Origin of the sequence: Massilia pseudoviolaceinigra (assembly GCF_030846505.1) — a bacterium.
Classification (GTDB): domain Bacteria; phylum Pseudomonadota; class Gammaproteobacteria; order Burkholderiales; family Burkholderiaceae_D; genus Telluria_A; species Telluria_A violaceinigra.
Genome location: NZ_JAVCWL010000014.1, coordinates 127,480 through 140,571 on the forward strand (window position 1 = coordinate 127,480; position 13,092 = coordinate 140,571).

The window sequence follows — 13,092 nt, forward strand, 5'->3', positions numbered from 1 at the left end:
TTTTCCCACATGGTCGGGCCGCGCACCTATGCGTTTCGCGACCTCAAGGACTTGATGGCACGCGCCTCGCCGGCCCGCGCCGGCGACCTGCTGGCGGGCGTGGCCGCTGCCAGCGCCGAAGAACGGGTGGCCGCCCAGATGGCGCTGGCCGACCTGCCGCTGCGCACTATCCTCGACAATCCCCTGATCCCCTACGAAGACGATGAAGTCACGCGCCTGATCGTCGACAGCCACGATGCCGCCGCATTCGCGCCCATCGCGCACCTGACCGTCGGCGAGCTGCGCAACTGGCTGCTGAGCGACGCGGCCGACAGCCCCACCCTGGCTGCCGTCGCGCCAGGCATCACGCCAGAAATGGCGGCCGCGGTATCAAAAGTCATGCGCATCCAGGACCTGGTGCTGGTGGCGCGCAAATGCCGCGTGGTCACGGCCTTTCGCAATACGCTCGGCCTGGAAGGCCGCATGGCCACGCGCCTGCAGCCAAACCACCCGACCGACGACGCCACCGGCATCGCGGCCAGCATGCTCGACGGCCTCATGTACGGCAGCGGCGATGCCGTGATCGGCATCAACCCGGCCACCGACAACGTGGCCCAGGTCGTCACGTTGGTGGGCATGCTCGACGCCGTCATCGCCCGGTACCAGATTCCCACTCAATCCTGCGTGCTGACCCACGTCACCAACACCATCGAGGCGATCAACCGCAGCGCCCCGGTCGACCTGGTGTTCCAGTCGGTGGCCGGAACCGAGGCCGCCAACCGCGGCTTCGGCATCGACCTGGCGCTGCTGGCCGAAGCGCGCAGCGCCGCCCTGTCGCTGGGACGCGGCACGGTCGGCGACAACGTCATGTATTTTGAAACCGGCCAAGGCAGCGCGCTATCGGCCAATGCCCACCACGGGGTCGACCAGCAGAGCTGCGAAGCGCGTGCCTACGCGGTGGCGCGCGCGTTCAAGCCGCTGCTGGTGAACTCGGTGGTTGGTTTCATCGGCCCGGAATACCTGTACGACGGCAAGCAGATCATCCGTGCCGGGCTGGAAGACCACTTCTGCGCCAAGCTGCTCGGCTTGCCGATGGGCTGCGACGTTTGCTACACCAACCATGCCGAAGCCGACCAGGACGACATGGACGTGCTGCTGACCATGCTCGGCGCGGCCGGCTGCAATTTCGTGATGGGCGTGCCGGGGTCGGACGACATCATGCTCAACTACCAGAGCACGTCCTTTCACGACGCCTTGTACGCACGACGTGTGCTGGGCCTGCGTGCCGCACCCGAATTCGAAGCCTGGCTGCACCGCATGCAGATCTTTTGCGGCGATGGCGCCGCGCAACTGCCGGACGCCCTGGCGCCGGCCTTTCAGCAAGCCTTGCTGCGCTTATGAACCAACCCAAACATGTGCTGTCCAACCCCTGGCAGGCCTTGCGCGGACTGACCCAGGCGCGCATCGCGCTCGGGCGCAGCGGCGTGAGCGTGCCGACGTCGGCGCAGCTCGATTTCCAGCTGGCGCACGCCCGCGCGCGCGACGCGGTGCACATGGCGCTCGATACCGGTGCGCTGGCGGCGGCATTGTCCGCAAACGGGCACGCCTGCGTTGCCGTGCACAGTGCCTGCCCGGACCGCGCCACCTACCTGCAGCGTCCGGACCTGGGTCGCGTGCTCGATGCCCCGTCGCGTGCCGCCTTGATGGCCGCGGCGCCGGCGTCGTGCGACCTGGCGCTGGTCATTGGCGATGGCTTGTCGGCCCTGGCCATCGCGCAGAACGCGCAAGCGTTCCTGGCGGTGCTGCTGGCGCGCTTGCAAGAGGAGCAATGGAGCGTGGGACCGGTTGTCATTGCCAGCCAGGCACGCGTGGCCATCGGTGACGAGATCGGGCAATTGCTGAACGCACGCGCGGTAGCCGTGCTGATCGGCGAACGGCCCGGCCTCAGTTCGCCGGACAGCATGGGCATCTACATGAGCTGGGCGCCGCGCGTGGGCTTGACCGATGCCGACCGTAACTGCATTTCCAATGTGCGGCCGGCCGGGCTGGGCTATGAGGAGGCGGCGTACCGATTGCATTACCTGCTCACGCACGCGCGCCAGCGCGGGATGTCGGGAGTGTTGCTCAAGGATGATACGGTGGCCGATGCTGGTGCGCTGACAGCGGAAAAAGGGAATTTTTTGCTGCGCTGAGGGCGTCGAAGGCAGCGTATCTGGCAACGCAGCCTTCGCAGAAAGACCTAACGCCGCGCGCAGACCAGCCGCTGGCCCACGTTGAACTTGAGGATCATCTTGTCACGCGACAGTTCTTCCATCCGCATGGTATCGGCCACGTTCGCAAACTGAATTCCCAGCTGGCCGTCGCGGTACATCCAGCGGCCGGGCGAGACGCGGTTTTCATAGCGCATTTCCAGCGTGCGGTCGTCATGGAAGGAAATCAGCACCGAGGTACCGCCGATCGTATCGTGGCAATGCCACTGGCCCACCACCATGTCGCCATTGCGCGCGCTCTGGGCCGGGTCGCTCTGGGCGCGTTCCGCGCTCATCTTGCCGATCAGCCCCCCACCGCTGCGCGTACGCATGCTGCCGATCCATTCGGCCGGCGCGGCAAAATTCAGATTCTGTCCCGTGCGCATCTGGAAGGTGACGATTCCGACCAGCCGGCCCGCACTGTCGAACAGCCCGCCACCGCTCGACCCGGGCGAGACCGGGGCCGTGGTCTGGATCAGCGTGCCGCCATCAAGCGGACGCAGCGACGACACGATGCCGTCGCTGATCGTCAGATCGAGCCCGTGCGGAGCGCCAATGGCAATCACGCGCTGGCCGGTGCGCACGTCGCTCGACGCGCCGATCACCACGGCCGGGGCATTAAGGCCCTTGACAGAGAGCTTGCACAGGTCGCGTTCTTCGTCGGCCACGGCGACGGTCGCTTCGTAGCTGTCCTGCCCCAGCTTGACCTGGAGGCGCGTGCCTGCCAGCGCCACATGGCAGTTGGTAATGATCGCGTCGCCGCCGAGTGCCACGCCGCTGCCGGTGCCGGTCTGGGTGCCGCCCCTGTACATATTAATACGCGCCACATACGGCGACAGTTTGGCGAACAGCTCTTCCATGCCCATCGCGCCGGACGAGCCGCCAGCGGGCGCTTGCACGGCCTGGGGCTGGTTGGCAAATGGATCGGCGCGCGCGCCGCTGTCCTGCATCAGCACCGGCGTCGCGCCTTGGTTCGCGCCTTGGTTCGCGCCTTGAGTGGCCATGACCGGCGCAGGTGCCGGCGGGCGGCCCTTGGCAAAATACACCAGCCCGGCCACGAGCAGGCCTGCGGCCAGGCCATAGCGCCAGTCGAGGCTGAAACCTTCCTGCCTGGGCGCCGGCTCGACGCTGCGCGTCAGCGGCGGCGCGATCTGGCTGCGGTCGTACATGGCGCGCTTGTCGGTATTCGACAGCACGGCATAGGCTTCGCGCACCAGGACCCAGTCGTTGCGGTCGTACGAACCACTCTGGAACGCCGCATGCAAGCGCGCGTACGCGGCAGCGATCTCTTCAGAAGTGGCGAGGGGATCGACACCCAGAATGGTGTACAGCGTTCGTTTCATGTGCAGCGTCTCCGACGGAAACGTCGATGATAGCGTAAATATCATCCATCAACATAGCCCCGAGGAAATATTGCTTTTTCTTCGTCGCCGCCGCGAGACAGCGGGCATCACATGCCCGCTGTCCATTTTCTTATTCGCGCTGGAGCGGCGGCGCACCGGAATCGGGTTCAGGCGGCGGCGCGGGTGGCGGCATTGGTAGCGGCAAGGGCAGCTGGCCGGACGATGGATCGGCGCGATCACCCGTCATCGGTTCTTCTCCCTCCTCTTCCATGTCATCCGGGTCGGTCGGCGGCGGCGGCGGTGGCGGCACGCCTTCTTGCTGCATTTCGCCCGCTTCTTCGCTGATATCGCCCGGATCTTCTTCCTGCACCACCGGCGCCGGGCGTCGTCCGCCGGCGAACACCGCGGCGGCATCGACCTTTCCATCGGCAATGGCCGCCTTGAAGAAGTCGCCGACTACCAGGATTGCGTTGTGGCCGCCCTGCCCCCAGTAATTGCTGCGCATGGTAACGCGATTGTCGTTGAAGCCCACCCAGGCGCCGGCCACCAGTTTGGGGTGCATCATGATGAACCAGCCGTCGGCATTATTCTGGGTGGTGCCCGTCTTGCCGGCAACGTCGCCATTGATGCCGAAGCGATAGCGGATGGCCGTGCCCGTGCCGCGGTTGATCACACCGCGCATCATGTCGATCAGGCTGGCCGCATTCTCCGCCGTCATCGCCTGCTCCGACACCGGATCGCCAAAATGCGCCACCACCTTGCCCGCCCGGTCCGTGATTTTCGTGACGAACACGGGTTTGCGGTATTGGCCCTGGGCGGCGATGCTGCTGTAGGCGTTGACCATTTCCAGCAGGGTCACGGGACTGGTGCCCAGCGCCAGCGACGGTACCTTTTCAAGCTTGCTCTCGCGGATGCCGAGGTCGCGCGCCAGTTTGATGATGCCGGGCAGCCCGACATCCTGCATCACCTGGGCCGTGATGGTGTTTTTGGAAAACACCAGGCCATCGTGCATGGTCATCTGGTTACCGCTCGAACCGCTCATGTCGGTCGGGCGCCAGATGGTGCCGTCGCCCGCCTTGATATTCATCACCGCGTCGCGGTACGGACGGTTCGGCGCGAAACCTTTTTCCAGCGCGGCGCCGTAGACGATCGGCTTGAAGGTCGAGCCGGGCTGGCGCGCGGCCTGCACCACGTGGTCGTACTGTTCTTTATGAAAGTCGCGGCTGCCGATCCACGCCTTGATGTGACCGCTGTCCGGGTCCATCGCCACGAAGCCGGTCTCCAGGCGCGTCTTGGCGGCGCGCAAGCGGGCGATGAAGGCGCGGTCCGACTTGAGCCGCTTGAGCGCCACCAGTCCGGTGTCGCCGCTTTCGATGGCTTTTTTGTACTCGGGCGTTTCGCGGATGAAGGCGTTGACCAGCGTCCCTTTGGAACGCCAGAAATGTTCGAACGGCGTGATCGATCCGTGCATGCCCGCGTAGGCCCCGGCCGAGCCGGACCCGCCGCTGTCGGGCTGTGACCATTCGACGTCGGCAATAATCTGCAAGGCATTGCCCTGGCGCTCGACGGCCTTCATGGCCGCTTCCTGCAGGGCGTAATCGAGCGTGGTGTGCACCACCAGGCCATCGCTCTGCACGTTGTAGTCGTTCTTGTCGGCCCATTCGATCAGCCATTTGCGCACGTAGGCGGTGAAGTGGGTGTCGGTCGGGCTGCGCTCGGCCTGGCGCGAAAAGGAGACGCGCAGCGGCTTCTTGCGCAAACTGTCGTAGCGCTTCTCGTCGAGCATGCCGTGCTTGCGCATCTGGGCCAGCACCACGTTGCGGCGCTGCACCGAGCGCTGGGGATTACTCACCGGATTGTAGTAGTTGGTGCCCTTGAGCATGCCCACCAGCGTGGCGCTTTCCAGAATGTCGAGCTTGGCGGCGGTGGTGTCGAAATATGTGCGCGCCGCCATTTCGATGCCGAAGGTGTTGTACAAGAAGGGCACCGTGTTCAGGTAGGCTTCCAGGATCTCGTCCTTGCTGTAGGCCGCTTCGATTTTGACTGCCGTAATCATTTCCTTAAGCTTGCGGTTGAGGGTGCGCGAGCGGCCTATCTCTTCCGGAAACATATTGCGCGCCAGTTGCTGGCTGATGGTCGAGCCGCCCTGGGGGTCGCCGCCGATCGTGTACACAACCGACGCCAGGGTGCGCTTGTAATCGATACCGTGGTGGTCCTTGAAGCGATGGTCTTCGGTGGCGATCAGCGCGGCGATCATGTGGGGTGAAATCTGCGCCAGGGTCACGCGTTCCTGCAAGCCCTCTTCAAAGCTGGCCAGTTCCTTGCCGTCGGCCGAGACCAGGATCGACGCCTTGGCGGCGCGCGCCTGCTTCAGGTCGGCTACGCCGGGGGTGAAAGGGATCAGGATCAGCACCCACACCAGCAGCAGCGCCACGGGTGCGGCAATACACCACAGCAGCGTCAGTCCGATGCGTTTATACACCGGCTGCGCCATCAGATACGCGCGGCCGCGGCCAAGTTGCTCGCCAGCGGCGCGCAGGCCCTGCTTCAGCCGTCCTGCCAGATTGCGTTCTTCACCCACTGTTATTTCCTTGCTTAATAGTCATTAACTTGCCTGACAGTATATCCGAGGGGACGGGGCCGCACGCATCGATTGGAGGGGCCGACATGCACGAGCATGGTTCCTGATAGGCCGAGGTGGTTTTGTCCTACGCGAAGGTTGCCAGTGCGCCTACTCCCCGCACGACTGAGGCCGCCTATCATGACCTTTCTGCTACAAAACAGGCAGCCAGGAAATATCCCAGCCACCCGGTAGCGCATTAGTTACCATAGAAAATATCAGGAGCAATATTATGAGAACCTCATCGTCGACCACCCGTACTACGTCAAAGGCAGTCCCAGGCGGCCAGGAAGCCCAGGATGCGATTGCGCTGCTGATTGAAGACCACGAGAACGTCAAGCAGATGTTCGAACTCTTTGAAGGCCTGGGCGACCGTGCTCATGCAACCAAGAAAAAACTGTCCATGCAAATCTGCGCCGAGCTGACCAAGCACGCGACGGCCGAAGAAGAAATTTTCTACCCAGCAGTGCGCGCCGCGACCAAGAAGAATGAAGATCTGGTGGACGAAGCAACTGTCGAGCACGCATCAGCCAAAGACCTGATCGCACAGATCATGGAAATGGAAGCGACCGAAGAGCTGTTCGATGCAAAGGTGAAAGTGCTGTCCGAGATGATCGAGCATCACGTCGAGGAAGAAGAAAACGAAATGTTTCCGATGGCGCGCAATGCCGGCCTGGATCTGGAAGCGCTGGGGCAGCAGATTGCCGAGCGCAAGGCGCAGATCACGGTGTAAGTCGGATTCACCCCGCTGAGGCGGGTTAGCACACGGCTCCTCCATAGCCCGCTGGCGCAAGCGCGGGTTGTCGGGGAATCGTTTGCGTTGTAGCCTTCGTGCCGAGTGCCGCCCTCGCGCTAACGGCATTGCAGATGCACAGAAAAAAAGCGCGCCGGATCGTTCTCCGGCGCGCCTCAAACCACCCTACTCCGCGTTCATCTGCAGCCAGTTCATGTTCCAGCCGCCAACGCGCGCGTAAATCGCCAAGTCCTGCTGACCGGCTTCCAGATAAGCCCGCCCCGTCACCGTCTGCCAGTTCTGCCATCCACCGGTATTGGGCACGGTCACCGCCGCCAGGTCGCTGCCGCTCTTGCTCAATGCGAATTGCCCACCGTTGTAGATACTGGCAACCCGGAATTGCAGCCTGTACCACCCGGCCTTGGGCACATTGACCGGATAGCTCATCCAGTCATTGTTATCGATATTGCTCACATTAAAGCCGCCGCCCGCGTCGGTTGTCGTTTCCATGCGCATGCCGCTGTGCGTGGTAAACATTTCCGCCTCGATGCGCGCACCCACTTCCGGCTTCCAATTCATCCAGTACGCGATGCTTTCATTGCGCACCAGCGGCTGCGTGGCGAAAGCGCGGAAATAGCTTTCGATCTGCGCGCTCGACGCCGTGCTGACGTTCAGGCTTCCCATCGCGCCGCCATTGCTGCTGTTGGTCACCATGCCCCACCCCCAGGCATTGGTATCGCCATTCGAGCCGCCGTAGGTCACGTTCTTGTACGCCCAGTTGGTCGCCGCCCAGCCGTACATATTGTAGGCATCGTAGGTCTTGCGGGTAATCTGTCCGCCGTAGCTGCCCAGCAAAGTCCAGGGCTGGAATTCGCCGATCAGGAAGGGCGTGTTCAAGCCGGTGAGCTTGGCGTTCCAGTCGCAGCTCTCGCCCGTGCCGTTGGGATTGCAGTGCAGCCAGTTGGCGTGCATATTGGCCTGGTTGGCGGCGCCCTGCACTTCGTTCCAGCCCCACAGGCCGGGGTAGAAATGCATCCAGAACGCCACGTTGGTCAGGCCGCGCGTGTTCGGATTGCCATAGGCATCGATGCCGCTGTTGTGGCCGGGCAGCAGAATCACGTGGTTCGGGTCTTTCACGCGCACCACGTTGAACAGCTCGTAGGCGTAATTGGCCAGGGTGGCCGCGTCCGTCCCCCACGGCTCGTTGAGCAAGTCGTAGGCGGCCACGGCGTTGCGGCCCCTGTAGCGCTCGGCGATCTTGTCCCACAGCCACTTGGTGCGGTCGCGGTAGGCCGCGTTCGACCACAGCTGCGCCGGCCCGACGCATCCGTCATGCTGCTCCTTCTCCCCGGCCTGGCCGCCGACAGTGCCGTGCAGGTCGAGGATCACGTACATGCCGCGTTTTTCCGCCTCGTTGATGGCGAAATCGAGATGCTTCCAGGCGTCCGCGCGCAGGTTGTAGGGGCTGTATTCGTTTTCCACCAGACTGAAGTAGAACGGCACGCGGATCACGTTCATGCCCATGCCCTTGATCAGGTCGAAGTCGCGCGTGGTGATCCAGCTGTCGCGGTACACGCCCATCAGGCGTTCCTTCTCCGCATTGCCGAAGCGCCCCGCCAGCGTGCCTTCGAGCGTGCACTGGTCGTTGACCGCTCCGTTGCTGGTGGACATGCTGTTGTTCAGCATCCAGAACTCCATCTGCAGCCAGTTGCCCAGGTTGACGCCGCGCAGGTTGACGCGCTTGCCGCTGCTGTCGACCCAGTAGCGTCCGTTCTGACGGATCGCCGGCAGGGCGGCTGGCGCGTTCTCGGCGGTGAAGTTGATCCAGTTCAGGTTAAATCCGCCTCCCTTGGCGAACACGGCCAGGTTCTGCGGCCCGGCATTGAGGAACACGCGCGAACTGATGGTCGACCAGGTCTGCCAGCCGCCGGTGTTGGGCACGCCCACCGCCTCGCTGATGTCCTTTGCGTTCTGGCTCAGCACAAGCTGGCCGCTGCTGCCGCCCGAGGCCACCCGATACTGCACCGTGTACCAGCCGCTGGTGGCCGGATTGACCGAATAGTTCATCCAGTCGTTGGTCTCGATCCAGCCGACGTTGGCGCCGCCGCCCGCGTCCGACGTCGCTTCGGTGGCAACGCCCTGCATCGACGCGTAGCTCTCCGCTTCAAGTTTGCCGGGCAAGGCCGTCTGTGCAGCGCACGCCGCGCTGAACAAGGCGCCGGCCACGGCGCAGGCCAGTTTCGGCAGCCCGATGCTCAAGTCCCTGTGAAGGGTAGGTTCCATGGAAAGTCTCCTGTTGTTATAGGAAGCAGCGCGGTTCCAGGCCGTGCCGCCGGGGAAGACAAGGATTACACCATCCGGGGTGGAAACGTTCCCATACCGTGCAGTCGATAGTATGGACTTCGCCATGCGGCGTCAACGTAAATATAAAAAGCTATAGGGAAACTTCGCTTGAAGTGGCGCCAGCATGGCTGCGCTGCGGGGAAAGTTTGTGCCCGTACAGATGACTTTCCGGCGACAAATTTGGTCAGTCAACCCGGCGGACTCAGCTTACTTTAGTCCTACACGCCAGTTGCGAGTGCTCCTACTCTAATGCTCGGCCCGCTGACCTAAGATGTCTCTACTCGCTGACGAACAACAAGTCCGACGGCGAACACAAGGTAGTTCTTGCAGTTTCTTTAATTAAAACATTAGGAGAAATCATCATGGCATCGAACAACAACCAAGGCGGCAACAATCAAGGTAGCAACAAAGGTAACAACCAGTCGGACAGCGGCTCGCAAAGCGGCAGCAAGGGCGGCCAGGGTAACAACCAGAGCGATACCAGCAACCGCGGCTTTGCCTCGATGGATCCTGAGCAGCAGCGCGAGATCGCAGCCGAAGGCGGCCGCGCAGCCCACGCTTCGGGCAATGCCCATGAGTTCACTTCGGAAGAAGCCCGCGAAGCAGGCAAGCTGAGCCACAGCGGCGGCGGCAACCAGCAAAGCGGCTCCGGCAGCAACAAGCAGAGCGATTCGGATAGCGGTTCGTCGCGTGGCTCGTCGGCCAGCAACAAGAGCGATTCGGACAGTGGTTCCTCGCGTGGCTCGTCGGCCAGCAACAAGAGCGATTCCGATAGCGGCACCTCGCGCGGCGGCAACAAGCAAAGCGGCTCCTCGGACGACGATTCGTCTTCGGGCGGCAAATCGGGCGGCTCCAACAATGCCAGCTCGGGCGGTTCGAAATCGGGTTCCGGTTCCGGTTCGGGTTCCGGTTCCGGCTCGGGAAGCAAGGGCTCCAAATAAGCTAGCCGCACCCTGCCCCGTTCACGCGGGGTAATGCAAGACGATAGCCTGCCTCGTGCAGGCTATCGTCATTGTGCCGTTCATTGCGGCGACGGTAACCGGCGCCGGCGAAGCGAACGCGCCAATAACAATGGCGCCGCCGGCGCTTATCGGAACTTCTTGTCGTGACGCTTGCGGGCCGCCGCATTTTGCGTCTGCAGGATCGAATCGACCCGCTCCGACGCGCTGCGCGCCAGTTCCTGCGCCAGCGCGACACTCGGAAAGAAATCAGGCGCCCGATAAGCCAGCCAGGCGTACGCCGAATACAGGCGGCAGCTATCTTCCACCTCCTGCAGGTTCTGCCAGGCCTGCTGGCCCGTATCCTCGTGCAGCTTGCAGATCTTTTTCTTCGCCAGCGACTGCGCCCACATTTCCCAGGCGCGTTGCAGCGACGGCACCTTGGTCGACACCGGCACCAGCGACAGCATGAATTTCTCGGCCACCGACAGCGGCAAGGAATCGAGCCACACGGCGCGTTCGGCCTGCTCCTCGGTAATGCGCGGATAGAAAAAGCCGTCCGGCACATCGATATTGTGGACGAAGCGCCTGAGCAGGCGCACCAGCGACGTCTCGCCGGTCACGGCCGCGATCCGGTGCAGATGTTCGACCGATGGCGCGACCGAAAAGCCGGTGGCGTTGAGCGGCGCCAGCTTTTCCTTGAGCAGCGCGCGCATGACCTCGTGCGTCTCGTCATCGTAACCGGCCACCTTGCCCTCCTCGTGCACGCCGTAGCGGCCGGCGCGGCCGGCGATCTGGCGCGCCAGCGAGGCTGAAATTTCCTCTTCCTCCACGCCGTTGTACTTGACGCTGGTGGTCATCACGATGCGCTCGATCGGCATGTTCAGGCCCATGGCCAGCGCATCGGTGCCGACCACGATATCGGCCCTGCCCTCGCGGAAGCGTTCAGCCTGGGCGCGCCGCACCTCGGGCGCCAGGTTGCCGTACACGGTCGCCACCGACAAGCCCATTTCCGTGATCATGTCGCGCCACATCAGCACCTCGCGCCGCGAAAAGCAGATCACCGCGTCGCCGCGCTTGAGGTTGCGCAACTTGCGCACAGCGCTGGGCTCCATCGACAGCGGCGCCATGCGCTTGAGCATGTGCACCTCCAGCGGGCATTCGAGGCGCTCGGCCAGCGCCTCGATCGCGCGCCGCGCTTCCGGCGCGCCGACCAGGTAGACCACCGAGGCCGGGGCGCCGCACACGGCCGCGGTCCAGGCCGATCCGCGGTCGCGGTCGGCCAGCATCTGGATTTCATCGATAATGGCAACCTCGACCGGCGTGCGGGTATCGAGCATTTCGACCGTACTGGCCACGTGGGTGGCATCGTCCGCGATGCGGCGCTCCTCGCCCGTGACCAGGCTGACCGCCAGCGGCTTGCCGTGCGGGCGCGCGCTTTGCAGGCGCTCGAAGTTCTCCAGCGCCAGCAGGCGCAGCGGCGCCAGATAGACCCCGCTCTTGGCCTTCGCCAGGGCTTCCATCGCGCGGTGCGTCTTGCCGGAATTGGTCGGGCCGAGCAAGGCGATGAACTTGCGCGGCAGGCGGCGCGCCACCTCGAAGGAATCGGGATACTCGGCCAGGTTGATGCTGGCGCGGGTGCGCTCGGCGTGACGCTCCTCCTGGGCGCGCTCGACGGCGTGGGCGACGCGCTGCTCGATGCGCTCGAACAGATAGCTGGCCGGCTCGGACGTATCGACCTCGAACAGCGGGCCGAGGAAGGTGGCGGCGTCGAGGTTCTGGTCCTCGCACTCGCCGGACATATCGCGCACGAACACGCGCACGCTCTGATGCAGGTCATCGATGGCGCGCGGGGTGACCCGTTCGCGCAGCAGGGTGCGCTTGGCCTCCCGATCCATCTTGCGCCACTTGCTCGGCTTGGCCAGCACGCCCTGGGCAGGCACGAGGTGGTAAGGCACATTCAGGCCGCCTTCATCGACCTCGCCGGAAAACTGCAGGAACACCCGGCCCTCCATCTTCACCAGGCGCACCTGCTGATGGTCGAAGCCCAGTTCAGCGATGAGGGCATCGTCATCGCTATCGTCGGTGGTGGAAGGAGGCAATTGCTGAGTTATGGATACTGTCATTGGTACGGATCAAGTTGTATAGGCGATGAACGCCAACTATATCGCGTCTGCGACTGTTGCGTAGTTCCAATGCCTGCATCAGCACATCTATTGTCGGGAAGCAGGCATTTTGGTAAAACCGGGGTCAGAGCTTTGACTTGTGGTAAAACCGGGGTCAGAGCTTTGACTTGAAACATTTATGCGGTTGAACGCGGAAACTGCTCTCGATCACGCAACAATTTGGCGTCGCCAACGTGGATGTAAGACATGTCAGCAGCCAGCGCCATAGGAGAAAGCCGTGTTGTTTGCTATCGGGCATGTGGCGACACAACCGGGGTCAGAGCTCTGACTTGAAATATTTCGAGTCAGAGCTCTGACCCCGGTTGTGGGACTAATCGTCGGGGCGCAGGAGTTTGGTGAGGGCGGCGGCGTACGGTGCGGTGGCGGCACTCGCAGCCGCTTGCATGGCGCGGTAGTGGGTCAGCACTTCCAGGCCCATCTCGGTCACGCTGGCGCCGCCGCCCTGGCTGCCGCCAGCCGCGCTGCGCACCAGCGGTGCGCCAAAGCTGCGGTTCATGACGTCCACCAGCAGCCACGCGCGCCGGTACGACATGCCCATCGCACGCGCCGCCGCACTGATCGATCCGGTCCGCGCAATCGCGTCGAGCAGGTCGGCCTTGCCCGGTCCCATCGCAATCTCGCCGCCCTGCAGCAGGCGCACCTTGACGTCGATGTCGGCGTCCACCAGCCCCGCCCTGTCGTCGTTCTGATCGTTCATCGCG

General features: G+C 63.6%; 9 protein-coding genes. 4 read left to right on the plus strand and 5 right to left on the minus strand.

Going from position 1 to position 13,092, the window contains the following annotated elements; genetic code table 11:
- The first annotated feature begins 9 nt into the window (after positions 1-9).
- Positions 10-1,380 carry an ethanolamine ammonia-lyase subunit EutB gene (locus tag RBA40_RS15655; RefSeq protein ID WP_306648788.1) on the plus strand — a complete coding sequence of 457 codons (1,371 nt, stop codon included), beginning with the start codon at positions 10-12 and terminating at the stop codon, positions 1,378-1,380.
- Entirely contained in the window at positions 1,377-2,171 is a 795-nt protein-coding gene (gene eutC, locus RBA40_RS15660) for an ethanolamine ammonia-lyase subunit EutC (protein WP_306648748.1), read from the plus strand. The genes RBA40_RS15655 and eutC overlap by 4 nt, the downstream gene beginning before the upstream one ends.
- Before the next feature lie 47 nt (positions 2,172-2,218).
- Here eutC and RBA40_RS15665 read toward each other — a convergent pair whose 3' ends face one another.
- Together RBA40_RS15665 and RBA40_RS15670 are read right to left on the minus strand one after the other, a co-directional pair.
- Positions 2,219-3,571, minus strand: coding sequence for a trypsin-like peptidase domain-containing protein (locus tag RBA40_RS15665; RefSeq protein WP_306648749.1), 1,353 nt, complete (start codon positions 3,569-3,571; stop codon positions 2,219-2,221).
- 130 nt (positions 3,572-3,701) lie between these two features.
- The gene (locus RBA40_RS15670) at positions 3,702-6,065 is read right to left on the minus strand and encodes a penicillin-binding protein 1A (RefSeq protein ID WP_445352053.1); all 2,364 of its coding nucleotides are present in this window, start codon (positions 6,063-6,065) and stop codon (positions 3,702-3,704) included.
- A 358-nt stretch (positions 6,066-6,423) separates the two neighbouring features.
- Between RBA40_RS15670 and RBA40_RS15675 the strand changes: the two genes are divergently transcribed.
- Positions 6,424-6,924: a hemerythrin domain-containing protein gene (locus tag RBA40_RS15675; protein WP_306648752.1), complete on the plus strand. Its 501-nt coding sequence runs from the start codon at positions 6,424-6,426 to the stop codon at positions 6,922-6,924.
- A gap of 186 nt (positions 6,925-7,110) precedes the next feature.
- Here RBA40_RS15675 and RBA40_RS15680 read toward each other — a convergent pair whose 3' ends face one another.
- Complete coding sequence (locus tag RBA40_RS15680; protein WP_306648753.1) at positions 7,111-9,207, minus strand: carbohydrate-binding protein; 2,097 nt, start codon at positions 9,205-9,207, stop codon at positions 7,111-7,113.
- Positions 9,208-9,629: 422 nt separating this feature from the next.
- On the opposite strand from RBA40_RS15680, the gene RBA40_RS15685 reads away from it, so the two are divergent.
- On the plus strand, positions 9,630-10,208 hold the full coding sequence (locus tag RBA40_RS15685; protein ID WP_306648754.1) for a KGG domain-containing protein: 579 nt from the start codon (positions 9,630-9,632) through the stop codon (positions 10,206-10,208).
- Between the two features lie 146 nt (positions 10,209-10,354).
- Here the strand turns inward: RBA40_RS15685 and RBA40_RS15690 are convergent, their stop codons facing one another.
- Entirely contained in the window at positions 10,355-12,331 is a 1,977-nt protein-coding gene (locus tag RBA40_RS15690; RefSeq protein WP_306648755.1) for a helicase-related protein, read from the minus strand.
- A gap of 370 nt (positions 12,332-12,701) precedes the next feature.
- On the minus strand, positions 12,702-13,088 hold the full coding sequence (locus RBA40_RS15695; protein WP_306648756.1) for a winged helix-turn-helix domain-containing protein: 387 nt from the start codon (positions 13,086-13,088) through the stop codon (positions 12,702-12,704).
- Positions 13,089-13,092: the final 4 nt, after the last annotated feature.